Source organism: Thalassobellus citreus (assembly GCF_044385915.1).
Lineage (GTDB): Bacteria > Bacteroidota > Bacteroidia > Flavobacteriales > Flavobacteriaceae > Thalassobellus > Thalassobellus citreus.
Genome location: NZ_JBISCC010000127.1, coordinates 508,340 through 533,859, shown reverse-complemented (window position 1 = coordinate 533,859; position 25,520 = coordinate 508,340). Strand labels below are relative to the sequence as shown.

Below are 25,520 nucleotides of genomic sequence, written 5' to 3'. Positions count from 1 at the left end.
TGTTATTTTTAAGGAAGAAATATGTTACCTGAACTATGGTTTTTTGAAGCTCCAGTAACACTTTGTAAGCAATTAATTTCATTATTCATTTTTAAGACGCCAAGAAAACCAAAAATTAAAGCTTCTTTAAATTCCACAATGGTTTTTGATGGTTCTATAATTTTGTTTTTTGTATATGTTTTTAATCTGTTTATCAAATACTTATTATAAGCACCTCCACCTGTAACATATACAGACGCCTTATTTTTTCTGTTAATTTCAACAGCAAGCTGGATAGCAATATGCTCAACAAATGTTTTTAATACATCTTTTACGTCAAGCTGAAAAACATCAATTAACGGAAAAATATTTTTATCTACCCATTCTAATCCTAAAGATTTTGGATGCTTCAACTTATAAAATTCTAAATTATTTAGTGTATCAAGCAATTGATTATTAACAACTCCTGTTGAAGCTATTTTCCCTTCATCGTCATAATTAAAACCTAATAATCTCACATAATAATTTAAAACAATGTTTACCGGACAAATATCATAGGCAATTCGGTTACCTTCAAACTCGGTAGATATATTTGCAAAGCCTCCTAAATTTAAACAAAAGTCGTAGTCAGAAAACAACAATTTATCTCCAATAGGCACTAATGGCGCTCCTTGACCACCAAGTTCTACGTCCTGAACTCTAAAATCGCAAACTACCTTTTTATTTAATAAACTAGCTAAAAAAGGCATATTCCCTATTTGATAAGTCAACTTCTTTTTAGGCTGATGCAAAGCTGTATGCCCATGAGAACAAACAGCATCAATATTTTTTATATCGTTCCTTTTAATAAAGCTATTTATAACCCCAGCCAAATAAGTGGTATAGTCGGCATCTATTTCCTTTAATTCAGTTAACGAATTTGCTACCAAATGCTTTAAAATGTTTTGCCACTTTGCTTCATATTCAACTGTTTCAGCAATTACAATATTAAAATTCCAAACATTATCAAATTGAAATTCAGCAAAAACTAAGTCTATACCATCTAACGATGTTCCAGACATCACTCCAACAACCTTGTATTCTTTTTTCTCCATGAACAGTAAAAATAACAATCCAAATTAAATAATTCACACTAAAAAGCTATATTTGTGTATATTTTTTATTAAATCACTATTTTAATTACGAATTATGAATTTCAATCTTTCAGAAGAACATATAATGATACGTGATGCTGCACGTGAGTTTGCACAAACAGAATTACTACCAGGAGTTATTGAACGAGATAACAAACAAGAGTTCCCCGATGCATTGGTAAAAAAAATGGGAGAACTAGGATTTATGGGTATTATGGTAGATCCAAAATATGGAGGTAGTGGAATGGATGCCATTTCGTATGTTATAATTATGGAAGAATTATCTAAAATTGATGCTTCTGCTTCGGTTATGGTTTCTGTAAACAACTCCTTAGTTTGTTATGGTTTAGAAGCTTACGGCACAGAAGAACAAAAACAAAAATACTTAACAAAACTAGCTACAGGAACATGTATTGGGGCTTTCTGTTTAAGCGAACCAGAAGCAGGAAGCGATGCTACTTCTCAAAAAACCACTGCTATAGACAAAGGAGATCACTATATTTTAAATGGCACAAAAAACTGGATTACAAATGGTGGTCGCGCAGAAGTTTATCTAGTAATAGCTCAAACCGATAAAGACAAAGGCTCTCATGGTATTAACGCCTTTATTATTGAAAAAGGGATGGAAGGATTTCATGTAGGTCCCAAAGAAGATAAACTAGGAATAAGAGGAAGCGACACCCATACATTACAATTTAATGATGTAAAAGTCCCAAAAGAAAATAGAATTGGAGCCAACGGATCTGGATTTCGATTTGCTATGAAAACCTTATCAGGAGGCCGTATTGGTATTGCTGCACAAGCTTTAGGTATTGCATCTGGCGCTTATGAATTAGCCCTAAAATACTCTAAAGAACGTAAAGCTTTTGGTACCGAAATAGCAAACCATCAAGCTATTGCTTTTAAACTAGCCGATATGCATACAGATATTGAAGCAGCTAGAATGCTTGTAATGAAAGCAGCCTGGGATAAAGACCAAGGAAACAATTACGATATGTCTAGCGCCATTGCAAAACTATACGCGTCTAAAGTTGCTATGGAACATACTGTTGAAGCAGTTCAAATTCATGGTGGTAATGGTTTTGTAAAAGACTACCATGTAGAACGTTTAATGCGTGATGCAAAAATTACCCAGATTTACGAAGGTACTTCTGAAATTCAAAAAATTGTTATTTCTAGAAGTATTTTAAGAGATTAATTAACCATTTACATATAAGACACTTTACCAGCTTCTAAAAACACACATCAACCAAAGCCAAAGTAGAACATTGTTTCTTTAAAAAAGAATACATATTGTTCTACTTTTTTTTGTTAAGTATTATAAAACTTCACGACTTAAGCAATTAGATTTATATCTTTAGTCCAAAATAGACAACATGCAAAAAACATATTACGACCCAGCCGATTTAAAGAAGTTTGGAAAAATAAGCGAGTGGAATCAAGAACTAGGTGATAAATTTTTTGAATACTACGGAAAAGTATTTGAAGATGGCGCTCTTACAGCCCGTGAAAAAGCATTAATTGCATTGGCTGTTTCACATACCGAACAATGCCCATATTGTATTGATGCTTATACGAAAGACACTTTACAACGCGGAGTTACCAAAGAAGAAATGATGGAAGCCATACATGTTGGAGCTGCTATAAAAAGTGGAGCAACATTGGTACATGGCGTTCAAATGATGAATAAAGTGAACAAATTAGACGGATAGCATTTGGACGTTACCTGTATCCTGAATTTAGTCCAGGAACAGGTCGGACTTTATTCGTTGGTTTATATTTCAAATTTTTGACCTCATGAATATAAGTATTTCACTACTCGCTCTCTCCTATGTCGGGGAGCTCAAACAGACCGTTTAATCCCTAACGCAAAATCAGAACTCTAATTTTACCATAAGAACTATATATTAGTAAAATATAATTAATGGCAACAAAGTCCCTACATAAACGCGAAAGCGATTTAGCAAATAGCAACCGACAATTAGAAATTTTATCGAATGGCATCTTTCAAAATGGAGAGTTACCAACTTTTAAAGCTAAAATTTCAGAATCTAATCAATTTCCGCTTAAAGCGAAAAAACTAGAAATCCTACAAATCAACGTCGGGTACATGTGCAATCAAGTTTGCGAACATTGCCATGTTGATGCTGGTCCAGACCGTAAAGAAATTATGACCCGCGACACTATGCAACAGTGTTTAGAAGTCATAAAAAAAACTGGCGCGCATACCTTAGATTTAACTGGTGGTGCTCCAGAAATGAATCCAGATTTCCGATGGTTTGTTGAAGAAGCTGCCAAAGCAGGTATTAAAGATTTTATTGTTCGATCTAATTTAACCATAATAAGGGCCAATAAAAAATATTACGATTTACCTGAATTCTTTAAAAAACACAACGTACATGTTGTGAGCTCCATGCCGCATTGGACACAAGGCAAAACAGACAAACAACGTGGAGATGGTGTGTTTGCCAAATCTATAAAAGCATTACAAGAACTAAATGCTATTGGTTATGGCATGCCAGATAGCAACTTAAAACTAGATTTAGTTTACAATCCGTCAGGAGCCTTTTTACCAGGAGACCAAGCTTCTATGGAGAAAGAATTCAAAAAAGCATTAAAAGAAGATTTCGATATTCAATTTCATAATTTATTCGCAATAACCAATTTACCAATCAGCAGATTTTTAGATTATTTAATAGCCTCAGAAAATTACGAAGATTATATGTATTCATTAGTTGAAGCCTACAACCCAACAGCTGTTGCAAACGTAATGTGTACTAATACCATTTCAGTAAGTTGGGATGGGTATTTATTCGATTGCGATTTTAATCAAATGCTAGAACTTCCTGTAAATAGTAAAGCAAAACATATTTCAGAATACAATGAAGACCTTCTTGAAGGAAGAGATATTGTTATTTCACAACATTGCTACGGCTGTACTGCTGGCGCAGGAAGTAGCTGCCAAGGTGTTGTTGCCTAAAAGCCCAAATTCATGAATAAAGAACTCATCATCGTTTTTGTAAAAAACATAAAACTCGGCAAAGTTAAAACACGACTTGCCAAAACTATTGGAAATCAAGCTGCTTTTGAAGTTTATAGCGAGTTAGTAAAAATAACAGAACTTGCTACAAAGAATATACAAACCGACAAGCGTATTTATTTTTCTGATGCTGTTGTTGACACAAAATGGGCTAACAACTACAAAACCGTACAAGAAGGTAACGATTTAGGTGAACGCATGAAAAATGCATTCAAAAAAGGCTTTGAAGATGGCTACAAGCGTATTGTTTTAATAGGATCTGATTTGCCTGATATTAACTCACAGCATATAGAAAACGGACTAAAAGCCCTAAACAATACCGAGGTTGTTTTTGGTCCAGCAGAAGATGGCGGTTATTACTTAATTGGTCTCAATAAAATGCATGATTTCATTTTTGAAAACAAGCCATGGAGTCAATCCAATTTATTAGAAAAAACATGTTCTGAATTAGATAAAAAAAATATCAAATTCACTACATTAGTATCACTAAATGATATTGATACTTTTGAAGATTTAACAGCTTCATCGTTCTATAAATCAAACAATAAATTACAACAAAGAATACAACAATTAAATGATTAAATACATAGAAGAAACCGTAAGCTACCTACAAGAAAAAGGATTTGAAACCCCAGAAATAGGTATCATACTAGGCACTGGATTAGGTCAACTTATTAATGAAATTGATATTATCAAAGAAGTTAGTTACAATCACATTCCTAATTTCCCAACTGCTACCGTAGAATTTCACAAAGGAAAATTGATATACGGTACTTTAGAAGGCAAAAAAGTCATCGTTATGCAGGGGCGTTTTCATTTATATGAAGGCTACACTTTACAAGACGTTACCTACCCTGTTCGTATCATGGAAAAATTAGGTATCAAAACCTTATTGGTTTCTAATGCCGCAGGTGCTATCAATTTGAACTTTAAAAAAGGCGAATTGATGCTTATTGAAGATCACATTAATCTTCAAGGCAGCTCGCCATTAGCATTTAAAGGTGTAGAATTATTAGGCGAACGCTTTACCGATATGAGCGCTCCTTATGATGCTCAAATCAATGCAACTTTTAAAAACATTGCTAAAGCCCGCAACATTAAATTACACGAAGGTGTTTACGCTAGCGTTGTTGGTCCACAATTAGAAACTAGAGCAGAATACCGCATGCTAAATATTATAGGAGCCGATGCTGTTGGTATGAGTACTGTTCCAGAAGTTATTGTGGCCAATCATTTAAAATTAAAAGTCGCAGCCGTGTCAGTTCTAACAGATGAATGCGACCCAAACCATCTAGAACCTGTAAACATTGCCGATATTATTGCAAATGCAGAAAGAGCAGAACCAGATATGATTGTATTGTTTAAAGAACTTATTAAATCAATTTAAATTTAGGCGTTCCCCAAAGGGTCAGGCTTTCGGCAGTCGCTTCCCGAAAAAAAATCGGGAGAGCTTCAACAAAGCCTCAATCCTTAACGCAAAAAGCTGTAACGTATAAAACAAAAGCAGTTTAAACCTAAAGTCAAAAACATGAGTAACTATTTAGAAACCACACACGATGTATATAAAGAAGCAGCCTTAACACCAGATATTGGTTTATGCTGTACCACAAATCCTATTTGGGAATTACCTGGTTTAAAAATCCCCAAAATCATGCAAGAAATGAATTATGGTTGTGGTTCTACTGTTCATGCACGCGACTTAACCAACAATCCTAAAATGCTTTATGTTGGTGTTGGTGGCGGTATGGAATTATTACAATTTTCATATTTTAATCGTCAAAAAAACGGCGTTATTGGTATTGATGTTGTCGATGAAATGCTTGAAGCCTCTCGCAAAAACTTTATAGAAGCCGAAGCTGAAAACGATTGGTTTAAAAGCGAATTTGTAGATCTTAAAAAAGGCGATGCTATGCATTTGCCTGTTGAAGATAATAGTATAGATGTAGCGGCTCAAAACTGCTTATTCAATATTTTTAAAACAGACGATTTAAAGAAAGCCATAGCAGAAATGTATCGCGTTTTAAAACCTCATGGTAAATTAGTTATGAGCGATCCAACTTGCGAACAACCTATGAATGATGCATTAAGGAATGACGAACGCCTACGTGCTTTATGCCTTAGCGGAAGTTTACCTATTGCCGAGTACGTAAAAGCATTAACCGATGCTGGTTTTGGAACCATTGAAATTAGAGCAAGAAAACCATACAGAATTCTAGACACTAAAAATTATCCAACCGATGAACTTATTTATATTGAGTCCATTGAAGTTGCTGCTATAAAAGACCCTATGCCTGCCGATGGCCCTTGTGTTTTTACAGGTAAAGCTGCTATTTATTATGGCGAAGATGACTATTTTGATGATAACGCTGGTCATGTTTTATTAAAAAACCAACCCTTAGCTATTTGCGACAAAACCGCAGGCGCTTTAGCATCACTTAATAGAGATGATATTTTCATTAGCGAATCAACCTATCATTATGATGGTGGAGGCTGCTGTTAGGCGATAATCGCTTTTTAATTATAATTTTAAAAGATGCTTTTTACAAAGGCATCTTTTTTATTTAAATCTTAATCATTAGCTTGAGATTTAAACCTTTTCTGTATTATTCATAAAACCGTAAGGTTTAACAGGATTATCGACTTAAAACATCAAACAAACCTATGAAACACCTATACTTTTTATTAACGATTCTTATTATCACTTCGTGTTCTGGTCAAAAAAAAGCAGCACAAATTAATTCAAAAACAAATGATGTTATACAAAAAGATATTATCACGTCTGTAGATTCATTAAAAAAAGTAGAGACTATCAAAACAGAAGAAAAAACTAGTGTTGCAACAAAAATAGATTCTGTTAAAAACATGGTCCGTACAGAAACACCAGAGATTAAACACGATACAAACTCTAAAACTTTTAATCACAAAATATGGAACGATTTACTACAAAAACATGTTTCAAAAGAAGGCAATGTAAATTACAAAGCGTTTAAAACTAATAGAAAATCATTAACTGCTTACATCACTCTTTTAAGTCAGAAACTCCCTGATGAAAATTGGACAAAAGAAGACAAACTCGCCTATTGGATTAATGCCTATAATGCTATGACCGTTGATTTAATTTTACGCAACTACCCCATAAAAAGCATCAAAGACATTAAAAACCCTTGGAAACAACGAGTATGGAAATTAGGAGATAAATGGTATAACCTTGAAGATATTGAGCATCAAATTTTACGAAAAATGAACGAACCACGTATTCATTTCGCTATTGTTTGTGCATCATATTCTTGTCCTAAATTATTAAACAAAGCTTTTACCGCTTCCAACTTAGAATTACAATTAACCAATGCCACAAAAAACTTTTTAGCCGATAGCAAAAGAAACAACATCACCACTAACCATCTTAAACTCTCTAAAATATTTCAATGGTTTTCAAAAGATTTTAAACAAGACGGTTCATTAATCGACTTTTTAAATAAATATTCAGAAATTAAAATATCAAATAAGGCAAAAACAAGTTTTAATGATTATAATTGGAGTTTAAATGAGTAAATAATTGCTATAAACAATTTTTCAAAACAACAAACACGAATACGTGAAACATCTAATTTCAATAATAATTCCGGTTTTTAATGAAGTCAATAACATTTCACCACTATTAAACCACCTTTCAGAAAACGCTTCAAAAGAAAATATTTCAGAAATTATTTTTGTTGATGGTGGTAGTACAGATGGTTCTCAAGAAAAAATTCAATCCTTTGAATCTTTAAATAATTTCAAAATCCTTTTATTAAACGCAGAAAAAGGACGCGCCAAACAAATGAACTTGGGCGCTAAATATGCTCAAGGAAATATTCTTTATTTTCTGCATGCCGATTCATTCCCTCCTAAAAATTTTGATGCTTTTATTACAAACCAAGTAAACAATGGCAATCAAGCAGGTTGTTTTAAAATGAAATTTAACAGCAATCATGTATGGCTAAAAATTGCAGGTTGGTTTACACAATTTAATTGGAAATCTTGCAGAGGTGGCGATCAAAGCCTCTTTATAACGCCATTACTTTTTAATACAATGGGTGGTTACAACGAAGACTTTATTATTTATGAAGACAACGATTTTATAAGTAAACTGTATGCTCGAAATCAATTTGTAGTCATTCCAGAATGGCTAACAACCTCAGCCAGATGCTATAAGTCTAATGGCATTGGCAAACTTCAATATCATTATTGGACCATTCACATCAAAAAATGGTTGGGTGCTTCACCAAAAGTGTTAAATGATTACTACTTTAAGCATATAAATGTTAAAAACTGATAAAACTCCCTTAAGGAAATTTTAAATGTTACAATTACCTCATCTAATCGTCTACTTTTATACAAAACAACCATTAGATGACTCACTATTACAACGTTTGCTTCCTATTTCTTTTTATTTCATTTCAAGCCGCTGCACAAGAATCTATCAATGCTAAAATACTAGATTCTACTTCGCAAAAGCCCATTCCTTTTGCTACTATTTCTATAAATAGCAATTCGGGAGTTATTAGTAATAACAATGGTGAATTCTTATTGTACCTAAGTAAAAAAAACACAAAAAAAGATTCTCTAATTATTAGATGTTTAGGTTATGAGAGCAAACGCTTTTTAGCTAAAACATTCCGTGATAGTATTGTTTTTTTGAGTCCAAAATCAATTGAACTTGACGAGGTCTTGGTTTCCAACAAAAACTACACAACCGAAGAAATTATTGAAAAGACAAAAGAAAACTTAGGAACTAATTACGATTTTAATTTTATAAAAAGCAAACTATTTTATAGAGCATCTTATTTTTCAAACGTTATGAAAAACGACGTTAAAATAAAGAAAACGACCATACCTGAATTAAACCAAGCATTTATTGACAGCCTTCTAATAGCGATGCCTAAAAATGCAGATGATTACACCGAAATTCTAGCAAACATGTATGGTAAAACAGGAACTGTTAGCGATCAAAAACTAGATATAATTAAAGCATCTCACCTATACGATAAGAGTAAAGAAATAAACTTTGAAAGCTATGAAGAAAAAATTAATAGCATTATAAAAACACATGTAAAGCGTGATTCTTATTTTAAAATTAAATCGGGCATTTTTGGCACCAAACAAGAAATAGATTCTAGTTTTTATGATTCTGAAAAACCTAAAAAAGACGAAACCGAAGCTTTTATTGAAGAACAAAAGAAAAAAGAAAAGGAGCGAAAAGAGAATTTTTTAAAATACAGAAAAGGTTCTATTTCTAAACTACAGCACAACAGTTTTACTTTTAAAGACAGCGACTTAAACTTTTTAGAGAAATCAAACAGATACGATTTCAAGCTAGAAGATTACAGCTTCTTAAATGATGCTTTTGTTTACATTATAAGCTTTACCCCCAAAAGAAGTGAAGATTACAAAGGCACTATTTATATAAATACAGACGATTTCGCTATTATTAGAGTTGATTATGAAAACGTAAAAAACCTTAGAAACTTTAAATTATTAGGTATTTCATATCAACATTATTTGAAGCGAGGCACTTTAATTTACGAAAAAAATGAGGCTAACAAATATGCACTTAAATATGCCGAAGAAGAAACAGGTAATAAATTCGGCATTAAAAGACCTTTAAAAATCATTGAAAAGAACAAACACACCAAAGGTAAAAGGAAGCAGAACGAATTATCATCAGATATTCATTTTATACTTTCTAATAGAGAGAAAAAAGAATTAGTGGTTTTTGAGAACACTCCTATTACAGAAACCGCCTTTACAGCTTTTGAAGAGCAACCAAAGGTAGAACCTATTTATTTACCAAAATACGATCCTGAATTCTGGAAAGGCTACAATGTAATTGAACCCAACCAAGCTATTAAAGACTTTAAGAGTATTGAATAATTTTAATCTTTATTTCGTCCCTTTTCATCAGGATAAAGATCTCTAATATTATCACTTTGCAAATATGCTTTGGTGTCAATATTCATACCTGTTAGTTTCCCAGAAAAGGCAACGCCAGTATCTACGTTCCATACATTGGCAGCGTTCATAGGTTCAAAAGAATTGAAATTAGTTGTTGGTGTATGGCCAATATAAATTTCATGATAATGTTGTAAACGTTTTGGAAACATTATAGAATCTTTACCTATACTTTTATCTAAAGCCAAAGCCATTTCCCAAAGGGTGCGATCAAAGTAAAGGGTTTCTTTAAAAACCTCTTTAGTTACACCATGCATCGATGTAAAACCTGCATGTAAAAACAATCGGTTTTTATCATCCAAATGATACATTTTTAAGTTTTCAAAAAATGCTAAATGCTCATTTTTTTCTTCAGCAGAAAACCCAGTATAACTTTCCATGGTTTGCTTTCCGCCATGAATATACCAAGTTGGATTTACCTCACCAGAATTCAACCAGTTTTCACACCAAACATCATGATTCCCTTTTATAAAAACACAGTTTATTTTTTCAGATAATTCTATAAGAAATTGAACAACTTGGGCTGCTTCACTCCATCCATCAACATAATCGCCCATAAAAATAAGAGTATCATCATCTTTAACTTCCAGTTTATTTAATAACTGAACTAAAGCTTTTAAACCGCCATGAATATCGCCAATTGCAAATGTTCTCATCATACTATCTATTTCGTTTTCTGCAAAACTAATTGATTTCATTAATATTTATAAAGTAGAAGATTAATTTTATATTAAATGTTAATAAGCAGCATACACCTCTTTTATCAAAGCTTCTGCAGGCTTATTTTGTGGTGTAAAACGCGCGTTATTTTTACCACCAGCTTTTTCGTAGTTATGATGCCATTTCCAAAGAAAGCCACCAGCAAACCAATCTTCATTCCAAAAGGTTTCCAACAAAGCTTGCGTGGTATTTTTTTGAGCTTCTAAATTCACTTGGGTCATACTTCTATCGCTTCTCCAAGGTTGTTTTCCTGAAAAATCAACACTTCTATACCCAAACTCGGTAAATAAAACAGGCTTCTTCAACGTATTAGATAGTTTAGCAACAGCTTCTTTATAGGTTACTAAACCAGTTTTACAAGTTTCAACACTAGGTGTTTTTTCATCACTTACAGGAAAATAAGCATCAATACCAATATAATCTAACTGATTCCAAAAAGGCGTTCTATCATATTCATTCCAATTGGCAGCGTAAGTTAATTTCCCTGAATATAGTTTTCTAATTTCTTTTATTAATTGCTTCCAATAATCTGGTCTATTATCAATAAAGGTTTCCAATTCGGTACCAATGCAAAATATATCAGCATGCATCGCTTCTGCTAATTGCGCATAATTAAGAATAAATTTAGAATATGTGGCTTCTAATTGCAACCATTCAGCTTCGTTATTCATTTTAATAAACCCTGTAAATTCTCCTTTCGACACCCAAATCTGAGGTTTCACCATCACTTTAATGCCTTTACTTTTTAAAGCAGCTCCATATTGTTTTACGCCATCATTAGTTTCACCAAACCATTGTCTGCTTGCATTAAACATAACTTCTGGATGCCCTAAATCTCTAATAAATCCAAAAGGCATTAAGGCCGCATAATTAGCATGTAAATTAATTACAGGTTTAATATGGGAATCGTTTATAGAATCTCTAGACGCCACAAAACTAACCCCGTTTATTTTAAGCGGTTTTACAGATGTCATAGAACACGAACTTAACAACACCGTAATAGCAAAAACGAAAAAGATCCTCATATTCTATTTTTTTGACTAAATTTAAACAAATTGAACATGCAAGATAAGGTTTTAACAAAACCTCCGACAAAACAGTTTACTAAAACAGTCCTATGGAACATATTGTTATTATTGGTAATGGCATTTCTGGAGTTACAGCTGCCAGACATATTAGAAAACTTTCTGATAAAAAAATTACCATTATTTCTGCTGAAACCGAATACTTTTTTTCTAGAACAGCACTCATGTATGTATATATGGGACACATGAAGTTTGAACACACGCAACCTTATGAAAACTGGTTTTGGGAGAAAAACAGCATTGAACTTAAAAAAGGCTTTGTAAAAAATATTGAAACAACATCTAAAACACTTCATTTTACTAATGGTGACACCATGCCATTCGATAAACTTATTATTGCCACAGGTAGCAAACCAAACAAATTTGGATGGCCAGGTCAAGATTTAAAGGGCGTTATGGGTATGTATCACAAACAAGATTTAGACAACCTTGAAAAATACGCACCCAATAACAGTGTTTGTAAACGTGCTGTTATAGTGGGCGGTGGACTTATTGGTATTGAATTAGCCGAAATGCTTCATTCCAGACACATTCCTGTTACTTTTTTAGTGAGAGAAACTAGTTTTTGGAATGGCGTTTTACCTGCTGGCGAATCTGAAATGATAAATAAAGAAATTTTAGATAATGGTATTGATTTACGTTTGGGCGTTAATTTAAAAGAAATTAAATCTGATGAAAACGGCAACGTTAAATCTATAGTTATTGCCGAAACAGATGAAGAAATAGAGTGTAACGTGGTTGGATTAACGGCAGGCGTGTCACCTAATATCGATTTTATAAAAGATTCTGAAATTGAAACAGGACGTGGCGTAAAAGTAAATCGGTTTTTAGAAACCAACATTCCTGATATTTATGCTATTGGTGATTGTGCCGAACAACATGAAGCCATAGACCAACGCAGACCTATTGAAGCAGTTTGGTACACAGGCCGAATGATGGGAGAAACCATAGCGCAAACTATTTGCGATAAGAAAACAGCATACAAACCCGGACATTGGTTTAACTCTGCTAAATTTATAGATATAGAATACCAAACTTACGGATGGGTTTGGGCGCAAGCAAAAGACAACGAAGCCCGTTTTTATTGGGAACATGAAGATGGCAAAAAATGCATTCACCTCAATTACGATAAAAACACGCGCGTTTTTATTGGCATTAACACGTTCGGAATTAGAATGCGACACGAATTTTTCGATAAAGTTTTAAACGAAAAACAATCAGTCGATTATGTTTTAGAACATTTAGCCGATGCTAATTTCGATCCTGAATTTTATAAACTTCACGAAAAAGACATTGTTGCAAAATTCAACCAAGAAAACAACACGAATATTCAGCTAAAAAAGAAAAGTTGGAAACGCATTTTTCAAACCTCATAAATAAATCAAAATGAAGAAGATTCAAAATACAGGACTTGGTTTATTTCTAGCAGGACTTGCTATATTTATTTCACTCATCTTTTTAGGCAAATACGAGCTCACACCAACGCAGTTTGAAACTTTTGTATCTAATAAAGGTATAAAAAGTGAAATTTTTATTAACAACATAAAAACCAATGTGGTTGGTAAAACATTTACAAACCCGTTTTCATTGTCATCAAAAATTACATCAGCATTAGAAAACGCTAATAAAACCCACGTAGCCAATAAAGAATGGGGTAAAAAAATATGGGGCAAACCACATGCTTTTGCCTACGAAGTTGCTAAAACTTCAGGCACAGGACTCATACAAGATAATAAAGGACTCTTTTGGTGGCTCACCTTTGGTTTAGGCATTCTTGGTGCTTTACTATTTATTATTCCAAACGTAATTACTTTAGGACCTCCAGGTATTAAAAACAATGGCGTGTTTCATAGTACAACTACCAACCGCGGTTGGATAGGTTGGTCGGTATTCATCTTTTTAGTCACTTTTTATTTACTGTTGTATTTCCGTCCAGAATATATTGTAAACTGGACTTATATTGTAGATCCTATAAGCGAAAGCCTTAGCGGAAACCCTGCAGGACAATGGTTTTTGTACGGCTTTTTATACTGTGTCGTTATGGTAGTTATGGCCATACGTATGTATATAAAATACCGCCATAATAAATACCAAATATTACGAACCACATCGGTGTTATTCTTTCAAATTGTATTTGCGTTTTTAATACCAGAAATCTTAGTGCGTTTTAATAAACCTTGGTACGATTTTAAAAATGCCTTCCCTTTAGATTACGATTTCTTTTTTAAATGGAATTTAAACGAACTCACAAATAGTGGTGGTTTTGGATTGTTTATATTAATTTGGGGTATTGTTTTAACGCTAGTTGTTGTACCTGTTATGGTGTATTTCTTCGGAAAACGCTGGTATTGTTCATGGGTTTGTGGTTGCGGTGGTTTAGCCGAAACTTTAGGCGATCCTTATCGTCAACTATCAGATAAAACACTTAAAGTATGGAAACTAGAACGCTGGTTAATTCATGGTGTTTTAGTATTTGCATTGGTCATGACGGGTTTTACACTCTACTCCTATTTCTCTGGAGCCAAAGCCGTTTTAGGCATAGAAACACAAACCATTCAAAATATTTACAGCTTTTTAATAGGCTCGGTTTTCGCAGGTGTTATTGGCACGGGCTTCTACCCTATTTTTGGTAACCGTGTATGGTGTCGTTTTGGGTGTCCACTAGCTGCTTATTTAGGTTTTGTACAACGTTTTAAATCAAGATTTAGAATTACCACCAATGGCGGACAATGTATTTCCTGCGGAAACTGCTCTACCTATTGCGAGCAAGGTATCGATGTGCGTGCTTATGCTCAAAAAGGCGAAAACATTGTACGCTCTAGCTGTGTAGGCTGTGGCGTTTGTAGTGCTGTTTGCCCAAGAGGTGTTTTAAAACTTGAAAACGGACCAGAAGAAGGGCGCATCAATCCTACCGATATTTTATTAGGAAACGATATTGATTTAATGGATTTGGTTAATAAAAAATAAGTCCTCACAAGTAAAGAGTTCATATACTTTTTGTCACAAGGAACGCAATCAAAAGGCAATAAAAAACTAGCAATTCAATAAGTATTCAACTGCACTCAAACTGGCATAAAAACCTTAAAACTCCACTCATATCCACAAGCTTAAATCAAACACAAAACACTTTTTTTTAATTAAAAAAGCCTTCATCCTTATAATCTATAATCAAAAACAACAAAATCCTAATATTTTGTTAAAATTTTAACTAAAAGTATTGTACTTTTGCCCCCTTACAACGAACACTTAATGCCCAATATAAAAGTCATCATACCTGCTTATAACGAAGCAAATTCTATTGCCAATGTCATTCATGACATTCCAGAAATTGTTGACGAAATAATTGTGGTAAATAATAATTCTACTGATGCTACAAAAGCCAACGCAAAAAAAGCGGGCGCAACAGTTTTAACCGAAACCAACAAAGGCTACGGATACGCTTGTTTAAAAGGCATGCAATACATTGCTAACCAAAGCAAAAAACCAGATATTATTGTATTTTTAGACGGTGATTATAGCGATTACCCAGAAGAATTAACCAAAATAGTAGCACCCATAATTAACGATAATATAGATTTTGTAATTGGCACTCGTGTAAAAAAACTACGTGAAGTCGGTTCTATGACCACACCTCAAATTTTCGGCAATTGGCTAGCAACCAATTTAATGCGATTGTTTTTTGGTGCAAAATTCACAGACCTCGGCCCTTTTAGAGCCATTAAATACAATAAGCTTTTAGCGCTCAACATGGTAGACAAAACCTATGGTTGGACCGTAGAAATGCAATTAAAAGCTTTAAAACAGAAACTAACATATACCGAAGTACCTGTAAACTACCGAAATAGAATTGGTGTTTCAAAGGTGTCAGGAACAATAAAAGGCGCTATATTTGCAGGCGTGAAAATCTTGAGTTGGATTTTTAAATACAGTATTAAAAAATGATTTTAGAAACAATAATTATAGTTATTTACACCGTAGCACTGCTAATGATTTTCACTTATGCATTAGCACAACTTAACCTGTTATTTAACTACCTAACCTCTAAAAGAAAAAAATTCACAGGAGAGATATTCGATTTATCTAAACCAGAAGAAGTCCCATTCATTACCATACAACTACCCGTTTATAACGAAATGTATGTTATGGAACGCCTGCTAGATAATATTGCTAAAATTGATTACCCACAAGATAAACTAGAAATTCAAGTACTAGACGATTCTACCGATGAAACCGTAGCAACAACTCGCGCACATATTGAAACCTTACAAGCAACAGGTTTAGACATACAACACATTACCAGAACAGACCGTAAAGGTTTTAAAGCAGGCGCTCTTAAAGAAGGTTTAGAAATAGCAAAAGGCGAATACATTGCCATTTTCGATTCCGATTTCCTTCCAGAAGAAGATTGGCTAAAACGTACCGTACCTTACTTTAAAAACCCAAAAATAGGAGTCGTTCAAACCCGTTGGGGACATATTAACCGAAACTACTCCATACTAACAAAAATACAAGCCTTTGCACTAGATGCGCACTTTACTTTAGAGCAAGTAGGCCGAAACAGTAAAGGGCATTTTATAAATTTTAACGGTACCGCAGGCGTTTGGAGAAAAACCTGCATTTTAGATGCTGGAAACTGGGAAGGCGACACCCTTACCGAAGATCTAGATTTAAGCTACCGCGCCCAATTAAAAAACTGGGAATTTAAATATTTAGAAGACGTACAAACTCCTGCCGAACTTCCAATTATTATAAGTGCTGCACGCTCACAACAATTTAGATGGAATAAAGGAGGAGCCGAAAACTTCAAAAAAATGATGTGGCGCGTTCTAAAAAACCAAAACATATCTACAAAAACAAAAGTACACGGACTTTTACATTTACTTAATAGCACCATGTTTTTAAACATATTAATTGTAGCTATTTTAAGTATTCCTATGCTGTACATAAAAAACGAATACGCCCATTTAAAATCGTATTTCATCGTTATGAGTTTCTTTGTACTAAGTACACTCATCTTTTTTATATGCTACTGGTTTATGTATAAAAACACTTATGGCGGCGGCTTTAAAAGCTTCTTTAATTACATAGGCATGTTTTTCGTGTTTTTCTCAATAGCCATGGGCTTTTCACTACACAATACCATTGCCGTTTTAGAAGGTCATTTAGGTAAAAAATCAGAATTTGTACGTACACCAAAATTTAATATTGGTGCGCTAAAAGACAATTGGAAAAAGAACAAATACATAAAAAAAACCGTCTCTATACATGTTATTTTCGAAGGCATCCTCATGCTATATTTCGCATTTGGTATGTATAGCGCCTTTATTGTGGGCGACCAAGGTGGCGATTTCGGACTCTTCCCATTCCACCTTATGCTATTTTTAGGCTTTGGCTACGTGTTTATAAAATCGTTAACCTCTAAGGTTTAAAACCAATTACCGAATAAAAGAATATTTAATATTATTTGGGCGTTACCTTTATCCTGAATTTAGTTCAGTATAAAGGTCGGGCTATTCGTTACAAGTCCTCGCTCGTACCTCGCTGTGGGCTTTCCTCTGCTATCCCTAACGCGGAAAAAGAAAGAGGTTCGTTTAACGGTTGCATAATATTAGTGGCGCGTTTAAACACTAATTTAATAAATAGAAACTTGCCATTAATTTATACTTTGTTGGCAGTAGTTATTTTTTCTTCCAACTTCTTATTACACTCAAAACACTTTCTAATATGTCTTCCGCCCAATCTTTAGGATTATAATTTTCTAATTCCTTTTCATTTAAAAGACTCATGAGTACTAAATAAATCAAAAATATCTCATCAGACATCCAAGTTCTTTCTCCTGATTCGTCAGTGTCTTGTCTTAAAAACTGAAGTTTAAGGTATTCGCCAGCAAATTCTTTTGATTTTTCTAAAGTCTCATTAAATTCTTCGATAGAATTTATTCCAATTGTTTTTGAGATATTTACAATGTGAGACAAATACCTATTTGAATCTTCGTCTTCTTCTGGGCTATATTCGAATCCAGCATCCTCACCAAATTTCCGGTAGACATCTGATATTGATTTATTCTCACTAAAATAATGTTTAATGGTATCAAGATTCAGTTCATTGTAGATAGATATATTCTCAATATCTGTTTTGTTTTCTATTGCTTTTGATAATTCAAATTGTTTTTGCTTTACTTGAACAAATTGTTCATCAGCTAATTCGAATAAGCCAGCTAGTCTGAATAGTTTACGCTTTAGTAAATCTGGAATATCAAATTTACTTTTATATTCTAATTCATGAGAAATTGCAGCCCAAGAATGCTGTAATACAGTCCTTAATTGAATTTCTGCATTCAAACCGTTAAATTTTGCCCATTCTGGCAGGTGTGACCTAATGGAATTAATTGTGACTATATAATGGTTTGAAAGATATCCAAATTCATTGCTTTTTAATATAGTACTTTTATCCACAGAATTCTTCAAATCAACATCAAAGTTCTCTCTAATTAGGGAATCTATTTTATCTATATCTGTTTGATAGTAGACGATTATTCGAACTCCACATAAATCCATAACTTCTTTTAAAGGATTTTTATATTTTCCTTTTTTTGATTCAACCTTATTTTTGAAACTTTCTATATCTTTGGATCTTCCCTCTACTAAATGAAATTTTATGTTGTTAGCATCGAGTATAGACTTAAGTAAGACTACAAGACTTTGAGAGAAACTTTCGTATATGGGTTTTAGTTCTTTATATTTTTCGACATGATTCATAAGTTGTTTTTAATTACTGCCACTAATAGATATGAAATCGCTTTAATGTTTTATATCTTACTCTAAACGAAGTTAGCTATTTTTTCTGACAAAGTCAAGTAAAAACACAGCTAACTAACAGCTATTCAAAACAATCCATTCTTTCTTAATTTTATCCTATTTAACCACAAAAAACAAGGTGTTATTCATGGTGCTTTTTTGTATTATCAGTATCTTTATATCAGTAATGTTATTCAAAAAATGAAAGACTACAAACCAAAAAGCAGACTCACCGCACAAGCCTATATTGATGGTGTTTTAAGTGGTAGCAGGGTTATTTTATCGAGAGCCATAACCATTATAGAAAGTAATTTAGAAAGCGACAAAGTACTTGCCAAAGATATTATTCAACATATTTTACCAGCTTCTGGAAACTCAATACGCATTGGTATTACGGGTGTTCCTGGTGTGGGTAAAAGTACGTTTATCGAGGCGTTTGGAAAACACCTTATAAATCAAGGTCATAAAGTTGCTATTCTGTCTATAGACCCAAGTAGTCAACGTTCCCGAGGCAGTATTTTGGGCGATAAAACCCGTATGGAAGAATTAAGTAATTTAGAAAATGCTTATATCCGTCCGTCGGCTTCTGGCGAAACGCTTGGTGGTGTTGCCAATAAAACCGCCGAAAGTATGCTGCTTTGTGAAGCGGCTGGTTACGATGTTATTTTAATTGAAACCGTTGGGGTTGGGCAATCGGAAACCGCTGTTCATGGTATGACCGATTTTTTCCTTCTGCTAATGCTTGCTGGTGCTGGCGACGAACTGCAAGGCATCAAGAAAGGCATTATGGAAATGGCAGATATGGTGGTTATTAATAAAGCCGATGGCGATAATATTCAGAAAAGTGAAATGGCGCGTTTACAATATCAAAATGCGCTGCATATTTTTCCGCAATCAGATTCTGGTTGGTCTCCGGTGGTTACAAAAGCATCGTCTACAAAAAATACAGGTATTGATGTGGTTTGGGATGAAATTACAAAGTACAAACAACTTGTTACCGACAATGGCTATTTTGATGAAAACAGAAATCAGCAAAAAATACGCTGGATGTTCGATAATATTAATGATGAGCTAAAACAGTTGTTTTATGGTTCGAAAGATATTGCGAATCAGCTTGATGTTTTAAAAAAGGATATTATTTCTTCTAAAATATCGCCTGTAAAAGCCGCTCAAAAAATAATTAAGGAGTTTAAGGAGTCGTTTTGATTAATTGTCATTCCTGCGCAGGCAGGAATCCATAATTACAGTAAAGTATAAATTTTGTAAAAACTGGGTGCGATGTCTCCTATCGTCGACATGACTAACGAACATTAATTTATATCTAAAACTTAAATAAAAACCCACAAGTCATTTCGACGAATGGAGAAATCACATAAAACAGCTCAAGTATTACGTAAAAAGCAGGATGTGATGTCTCCTATCGTTGACATGACTAACTAACACTAATTTATAATTAAAACTTAAATAAAAACCCCCAAATCATTTCGACGAATGGAGAAATCACATAAAGAAGCTCAAGTAGTACGCAAAAAGCAGGATGTGGTATCTCAGTCGTACCTCCTTCGATATGACTAATAAACACTAATTTATCTATAAAACTTAAAAATAAAACTCTCAGTCATTTCGACGATAGGAGAAATCACATAAAACAGCTCAAGTATTCTGTAAAAAAACAGGATGCAATGTCTCCTATCGTCGACATGACTAACGAACAACTATTTATATCTAAAACTTAAAAATAAAAACTCTCAGTCATTTCGACGAGAGGAGAAATTACATAAAGCAACTCAAGTATTGCGCAAAAAATAGGATGTGATCTCTCAGTCGCACCTCCTTCGACATGACTAACGAACAACTATTTATCAATAAAACTTAAAAATAAAAACCCCCAAGTCATTTCGAGCGCAGGGAGAAATCACACAACAGTAAGTTTTATAAATTTTTCTTACATTTAAAAATGCAAAAACGGTACTTCGTTTATATTCTTACCAATCAATACAGAACCACTTTATACATTGGGTTTACTAATAATATTCAAAACCGACTTGCACAACACTACTTTGATAGTCAAAACGCAAAAAAGTCTTTTGCTGGAAAATATGGTTGTATCTATTTAGTTTATTACGAAACTTTCGAATTTCCAAAACTCGCGATTGCCAGAGAGAAAGAATTAAAAAAGTGGCGTCGCGAAAAGAAAAATAATTTAATCTCGAATTTTAATCCAAAATGGGAAACATTGAATAATGACATTTTTTAATGCTCATGTTTGTTTATGCGTGTGCGATGTCTCCTTTCGTCGACATGACTAACCAACACTAATTTATATCTAAAATCTAAATAAAAACTCCAAGTCATTTCGAGCGTAGGGAGAAATCACACAACAGTAATCCAAACATTGCTTTAAAACAGGATGAGATTTCTCCTCTCGTCTACATGACAAGCAACAACAATTTATAACTAAAACCTAAATAAAAACTCCAAGTCATTTCGACGCTAGGAGAAATCACATAACAGTAAGCAATACATTGCCTTAAAATAGGATGCGATGTCTCAGTCGTACCTCCTTCGACATGACTAACAAACACTAATTTGTCTATAAACCTTAAATAAAAAATCCAAGTCATTTCGACAACAGGAGAAATCACATAATATAACTCAAGTATTGTGTAAAAAACAAAATGTAACATCTCTGTCCTACCTCCTTCGACATGACTAGCGAAAAACTTTTTGTCTCATTCCTCAGCAGGAATAAAAAACCCCATTTATGTTTAAACACAAATGGGGCTTCCAATCAAATCAATTTACTGAGTAAGTCACTCTGCCACTCTAGTCTTGTTCTAAATATTTCTCCATAATAGTAATTGCCGATTCTGAAATAACCGTTCCAGGTCCGAAAATAGCAGCTACTTTACGTTCTAATAAATAATCATAATCTTGTTCTGGTATAACACCTCCGGCAAACACCATAATATCTGGTCTTCCTAATTTTTCTAATTCGGAAATTAATTGCGGAATTAACGTTTTGTGTCCTGCTGCTAAACTAGAAGCGCCTACAAAATGCACATCATTTTCAATGGCTTGTTTTGCTACCTCTTCTGGTGTTTGAAATAAAGGTCCCATATCTACATCGAAACCTAAATCGGCAAAACTAGAAGCGACAACTTTCGCACCTCTATCATGTCCATCTTGTCCCATTTTTGCAATCATCACACGTGGACGACGCCCTTCTATTTCTGCAAATCTATCGGCAACTGCCTGCGCTTTTGCAAATGTATTATCGTCATTTACTTCTTTACTATACACACCACTTATTAATTTAGTATCTGCTTTATGTCGTCCAAAATGCACTTCTAAAGCATCTGATATTTCTCCTAAAGTTGCAAAATTTTCGGCAGCTTCAACAGCTAATTCCAATAAATTTCCTTCTCCTGTTTCAGCACAAGCTGTTAATGCTTTTAATTTAGCATCAACCACATCTTGATTTCTATTGGCTTTCAACTTCTTTAAACGCTCAATTTGAGACAATCTTACTACCGAGTTATCAACTTCTAAAATCTCGATATCCGATTTCTCATCAGTTTTAAATTTATTAACCCCAACCAAAATATCTTGACCTGAATCTAAACGCGCTTGTTTACGTGCCGAAGCTTCTTCAATACGCATTTTAGGAACACCGGTTTCAATAGCTTTTGCCATACCTCCAAGTTCTTCAACTTCTTCAATAAGTTTCCAAGCTTTTTTAGCAATTTCTTGCGTTAAGTATTCTACATAATAAGAACCCGCCCAAGGATCGACAGATTTAGTAATCTGTGTTTCATCTTGAATATAAATCTGCGTATTACGTGCTATTCTTGCCGAAAAATCGGTTGGTAACGCAATCGCTTCATCTAAAGCATTGGTATGCAAAGATTGTGTACCACCTAAACCTGCTGCCATAGCTTCTATACAAGTTCTAGCAACATTATTAAAAGGATCTTGCTCACTTAAACTCCAACCCGATGTTTGACTATGCGTACGCAATGCCATCGATTTTGGGTTTTGTGGGTTGAATTGTTTGATGATTTTTGCCCAAAGCATACGTGCTGCACGCATTTTAGCAATTTCCATAAAGTGATTCATACCTACTGCCCAGAAAAATGATAATCTAGGAGCAAACTCATCAATTTTTAATCCAGATGCTAATCCTGTTTTAATATATTCTAAACCATCGGCTAAGGTGTAAGCCAACTCAATATCTGCCGTTGCACCTGCTTCTTGCATGTGGTAACCACTAATTGAAATAGAGTTAAACTTAGGCATATATTTGGTGGTATATTCAAAAATATCACCAATAATTTTCATAGATGGTAATGGTGGATAGATATAGGTATTACGCACCATAAACTCTTTTAAAATATCATTTTGAATGGTTCCGCTCAAGTGATCTAAAGAGACTCCTTGCTTTTTGGCTGCTGCAATATAAAACGCCATAATTGGTAATACCGCACCATTCATTGTCATGGAAACCGACATTTTATCTAACGGAATTTGGTCGAATAAAATCTCCATATCCAAAATAGAATCGATAGCCACACCTGCTTTACCAACATCGCCCGTAACACGAGGATGATCGGAATCGTAACCACGATGCGTTGCTAAATCGAATGCTACCGACAATCCTTTTTGACCTGCAGCTAAATTTCTTCTATAAAATGCATTAGACTCTTCTGCTGTAGAAAACCCAGCATATTGTCTAATAGTCCAAGGTCGCGTTGCATACATCGTACTGTAAGGTCCTCTTGTAAATGGAGGCAATCCTGCAGCAAACTGTAGATGCTCTGCGTCTTTAATATCTTCTTTTGAAAAATGCTTTTTTACAGGAATGCCTTCTGGAGTATTCCAAATATCTTGATTGTCTGAAACAGCTGTGTGCTGTTTAGAATCTGTGTCTAATGTTAAATCTGAAAAATCCCGTCTCATACTTGTAAAGATTTAATTTTTTTTTGAATTTTATTCTGAACACTTGAAATAGTTTGTATCACATCCGATTTTAAATGAATGTATCCATCTAATCCAGCTTCATTTAATGCCTCAGCAATACCCACAGGGTTTCCTGCTAACAAAAGTACTTTATCTGTATTAAGTGACCTAAATGTTTCTACAAATGCTAAAGCATGTGCTTCATAATCGGCATCTGAACTACAAATAACCACCACATCAGATTCTGATAAGGCTGTGCATTTTGCGGCTTCAATAGCATCTTCATGACTTTTTTCTTGCCATACTTCAAATCCTGAAACCCCTATAAAATCATACGAAAAAGCAGCTCTCGCTTTTCGCATGGTTAAATTACCAAAACTGGTGAGTTCTACAATAGGGCGTTTATTAGTTTCATCAACCAATTGCTCTGTCACCTTTCTTACAGCTTCTATTTCTAATGACGCTCTTCGTGGTGTTAGTACTTTTGAATTGGATGCATCTCCTTCTGAAAGTATTTCTGAAGGTACCGTTTCCATAAGATTAGGATATTTATTAACCCCAACCATTGGCAATCTTCTTTGGCTTATCAACTTTATTTTTTCTTGACGAATCTCGGCAATTTGTTGTTGAATAAATTCACTTTCAAACGCTTTGTAAAATCCGCCTTGTGCTTCAATAGCTTTAAAAAGCTCTAAGGCCTTTTTAGCTATTTTAGTACTTGCTTCTTCTATAAAATAAGAACCATCAACCGGATTTGAAACTTTACCAAAATAAGATTCTTCTTTTAAAATGGTTGAAATATTTCCAGCGATTCTACTTGAAAAATCAGATGCATTATTAAATTCTTTATCGTAAGCATCAATAAGCACACCATCTACATTCCCTAGAATGGCAGACATAGCCTCTGTAGTAGCTCTTAATAGATTAGTATGTGCATCGGTTACCGATTTGCTCCAAATAGATGTTTTAGCTGTTAAAGCATGTTTAAAGTCTGTAACACCATATTGTTTTGCTACAGCACTTAATAAACTATTAAAAGCTCTAAACTTTGCAATTTCAATAAAATACTCTGAGCCTATTGCTAGTTGCACATGTAAATTATTAAATATAGGTTCTACATCTATACCCTTATCAACACACTGCTCTATTAAATACACTAAAGCATTTAACGTATATGCTACTTCTTGAACCTGATTAGATCCTGCATCTAAAAATGTGGTTCCAGACACCGTAATAGTTTTAAACTCTGGATATGACGCTCCTAATTTTAAAAGTGCTTCTAAAGTTTCAAACTTACTTGCATCTATACTTCCTTTAGTAAGATACTCTGATATTATTTCTAAATCGAAATACCCTCTCAGGTTTTTAGAATTATTTAAATTCTGTTCTGCAAAAGCAAAGAAATCTTTAGCAAAAGCAATAACGTTATTATCTAAAGCAAACGAAACTGCAATTTTATTGATATCTACTTCATTTAAAAGAATAGCTGCAGATACAGGATCTTTCATATGAAACAAAAGCCCAGTAACACCTTCTTTAACAGCTTTTAAAGCCGCTTTGTTTCCTGCTTTAGGAGAATCTACACAAATGGCTCTGTAATTAATTAAATTTTGTGAATTCTTACCTGTATTAGGAAGATACTCTAAAACATCCTCTGTATTATAAAAAGGTTGAAATTCTAATTTATTTAAGTTTTTCCAAACTAATTTCCTATTGAAATCTGCGCCTTTTAAATCGACATGCACTCTCTCAGTCCACGCCTCTTTAGTAACAGGGTTGAAATCTGAAAAAAGTATTTTTTTATTAGTTTCCATAT

21 protein-coding genes are annotated in these 25,520 nt (G+C 33.8%); 15 read left to right on the top strand and 6 right to left on the bottom strand.

Going from position 1 to position 25,520, the window contains the following annotated elements:
• Positions 1–8: 8 nt before the first annotated feature.
• Positions 9–1,073 (bottom strand): anhydro-N-acetylmuramic acid kinase, encoded by a 1,065-nt coding sequence (locus tag ACH5TX_RS15935; protein WP_439340477.1) that lies wholly within the window; start codon positions 1,071–1,073, stop codon positions 9–11.
• A gap of 94 nt (positions 1,074–1,167) precedes the next feature.
• On the opposite strand from ACH5TX_RS15935, the gene ACH5TX_RS15930 reads away from it, so the two are divergent.
• The 9 genes from ACH5TX_RS15930 to ACH5TX_RS15890 all read left to right on the top strand — a co-directional run bounded on the left by ACH5TX_RS15930 (position 1,168) and on the right by ACH5TX_RS15890 (position 10,065).
• Positions 1,168–2,310: an acyl-CoA dehydrogenase gene (locus ACH5TX_RS15930; RefSeq protein WP_439340476.1), complete on the top strand. Its 1,143-nt coding sequence runs from the start codon at positions 1,168–1,170 to the stop codon at positions 2,308–2,310.
• 178 nt (positions 2,311–2,488) lie between these two features.
• Positions 2,489–2,824: an arsenosugar biosynthesis-associated peroxidase-like protein gene (locus ACH5TX_RS15925; RefSeq protein ID WP_298530656.1), complete on the top strand. Its 336-nt coding sequence runs from the start codon at positions 2,489–2,491 to the stop codon at positions 2,822–2,824.
• A 212-nt stretch (positions 2,825–3,036) separates the two neighbouring features.
• Positions 3,037–4,092, top strand: a complete 1,056-nt coding sequence (arsS, locus tag ACH5TX_RS15920) for an arsenosugar biosynthesis radical SAM (seleno)protein ArsS (RefSeq protein ID WP_439340475.1) — start codon at positions 3,037–3,039, stop codon at positions 4,090–4,092.
• Positions 4,093–4,104: 12 nt separating this feature from the next.
• Positions 4,105–4,734, top strand: a complete 630-nt coding sequence (locus ACH5TX_RS15915; protein WP_439340474.1) for a TIGR04282 family arsenosugar biosynthesis glycosyltransferase — start codon at positions 4,105–4,107, stop codon at positions 4,732–4,734.
• A complete protein-coding gene (locus ACH5TX_RS15910; protein ID WP_439340473.1) occupies positions 4,727–5,539 on the top strand; it encodes a purine-nucleoside phosphorylase in 813 nt (270 codons plus the stop codon). The genes ACH5TX_RS15915 and ACH5TX_RS15910 overlap by 8 nt, the downstream gene beginning before the upstream one ends.
• Before the next feature lie 141 nt (positions 5,540–5,680).
• The gene (gene arsM, locus ACH5TX_RS15905) at positions 5,681–6,652 is read left to right on the top strand and encodes an arsenosugar biosynthesis arsenite methyltransferase ArsM (RefSeq protein WP_439340472.1); all 972 of its coding nucleotides are present in this window, start codon (positions 5,681–5,683) and stop codon (positions 6,650–6,652) included.
• 161 nt (positions 6,653–6,813) lie between these two features.
• On the top strand, positions 6,814–7,704 hold the full coding sequence (locus tag ACH5TX_RS15900) for a DUF547 domain-containing protein (RefSeq protein WP_439340471.1): 891 nt from the start codon (positions 6,814–6,816) through the stop codon (positions 7,702–7,704).
• Positions 7,705–7,747: 43 nt separating this feature from the next.
• The gene (locus ACH5TX_RS15895) at positions 7,748–8,467 is read left to right on the top strand and encodes a TIGR04283 family arsenosugar biosynthesis glycosyltransferase (RefSeq protein ID WP_439340470.1); all 720 of its coding nucleotides are present in this window, start codon (positions 7,748–7,750) and stop codon (positions 8,465–8,467) included.
• A gap of 77 nt (positions 8,468–8,544) precedes the next feature.
• Positions 8,545–10,065: a carboxypeptidase-like regulatory domain-containing protein gene (locus tag ACH5TX_RS15890; RefSeq protein WP_439340469.1), complete on the top strand. Its 1,521-nt coding sequence runs from the start codon at positions 8,545–8,547 to the stop codon at positions 10,063–10,065.
• A 2-nt stretch (positions 10,066–10,067) separates the two neighbouring features.
• Here the strand turns inward: ACH5TX_RS15890 and ACH5TX_RS15885 are convergent, their stop codons facing one another.
• Together ACH5TX_RS15885 and ACH5TX_RS15880 are read right to left on the bottom strand one after the other, a co-directional pair.
• Positions 10,068–10,799 (bottom strand): metallophosphoesterase family protein, encoded by a 732-nt coding sequence (locus ACH5TX_RS15885; protein ID WP_439340494.1) that lies wholly within the window; start codon positions 10,797–10,799, stop codon positions 10,068–10,070.
• 81 nt (positions 10,800–10,880) lie between these two features.
• Complete coding sequence (locus ACH5TX_RS15880; RefSeq protein ID WP_439340468.1) at positions 10,881–11,888, bottom strand: glycoside hydrolase family 113; 1,008 nt, start codon at positions 11,886–11,888, stop codon at positions 10,881–10,883.
• Positions 11,889–11,980: 92 nt separating this feature from the next.
• On the opposite strand from ACH5TX_RS15880, the gene ACH5TX_RS15875 reads away from it, so the two are divergent.
• The 4 genes from ACH5TX_RS15875 (at position 11,981) to ACH5TX_RS15860 (ending at position 17,377) form a co-directional block, all read left to right on the top strand.
• Positions 11,981–13,324: an NAD(P)/FAD-dependent oxidoreductase gene (locus ACH5TX_RS15875; protein WP_439340467.1), complete on the top strand. Its 1,344-nt coding sequence runs from the start codon at positions 11,981–11,983 to the stop codon at positions 13,322–13,324.
• Positions 13,325–13,334: 10 nt separating this feature from the next.
• Complete coding sequence (locus tag ACH5TX_RS15870; RefSeq protein ID WP_439340466.1) at positions 13,335–14,915, top strand: 4Fe-4S binding protein; 1,581 nt, start codon at positions 13,335–13,337, stop codon at positions 14,913–14,915.
• A 282-nt stretch (positions 14,916–15,197) separates the two neighbouring features.
• Positions 15,198–15,890, top strand: coding sequence for a glycosyltransferase family 2 protein (locus tag ACH5TX_RS15865; RefSeq protein WP_439340465.1), 693 nt, complete (start codon positions 15,198–15,200; stop codon positions 15,888–15,890).
• On the top strand, positions 15,887–17,377 hold the full coding sequence (locus tag ACH5TX_RS15860) for a cellulose synthase family protein (protein WP_439340464.1): 1,491 nt from the start codon (positions 15,887–15,889) through the stop codon (positions 17,375–17,377). Before ACH5TX_RS15865 ends, ACH5TX_RS15860 begins: the two co-directional genes overlap by 4 nt.
• A gap of 249 nt (positions 17,378–17,626) precedes the next feature.
• Here the strand turns inward: ACH5TX_RS15860 and ACH5TX_RS15855 are convergent, their stop codons facing one another.
• Complete coding sequence (locus ACH5TX_RS15855) at positions 17,627–18,706, bottom strand: GTP pyrophosphokinase (RefSeq protein ID WP_439340463.1); 1,080 nt, start codon at positions 18,704–18,706, stop codon at positions 17,627–17,629.
• A 240-nt stretch (positions 18,707–18,946) separates the two neighbouring features.
• On the opposite strand from ACH5TX_RS15855, the gene meaB reads away from it, so the two are divergent.
• Positions 18,947–19,951 carry a methylmalonyl Co-A mutase-associated GTPase MeaB gene (gene meaB / locus ACH5TX_RS15850; protein ID WP_439340462.1) on the top strand — a complete coding sequence of 335 codons (1,005 nt, stop codon included), beginning with the start codon at positions 18,947–18,949 and terminating at the stop codon, positions 19,949–19,951.
• A 751-nt stretch (positions 19,952–20,702) separates the two neighbouring features.
• A complete protein-coding gene (locus ACH5TX_RS15845; protein ID WP_439340461.1) occupies positions 20,703–21,002 on the top strand; it encodes a GIY-YIG nuclease family protein in 300 nt (99 codons plus the stop codon).
• A 569-nt stretch (positions 21,003–21,571) separates the two neighbouring features.
• Here the strand turns inward: ACH5TX_RS15845 and scpA are convergent.
• Both scpA and ACH5TX_RS15835 read right to left on the bottom strand, forming a co-directional pair.
• Positions 21,572–23,704 (bottom strand): methylmalonyl-CoA mutase, encoded by a 2,133-nt coding sequence (scpA, locus tag ACH5TX_RS15840; RefSeq protein ID WP_439340460.1) that lies wholly within the window; start codon positions 23,702–23,704, stop codon positions 21,572–21,574.
• Entirely contained in the window at positions 23,701–25,518 is a 1,818-nt protein-coding gene (locus ACH5TX_RS15835) for a methylmalonyl-CoA mutase family protein (protein ID WP_439340459.1), read from the bottom strand. The genes scpA and ACH5TX_RS15835 overlap by 4 nt, the downstream gene beginning before the upstream one ends.
• Between the last annotated feature and the right edge of the window lie 2 nt (positions 25,519–25,520).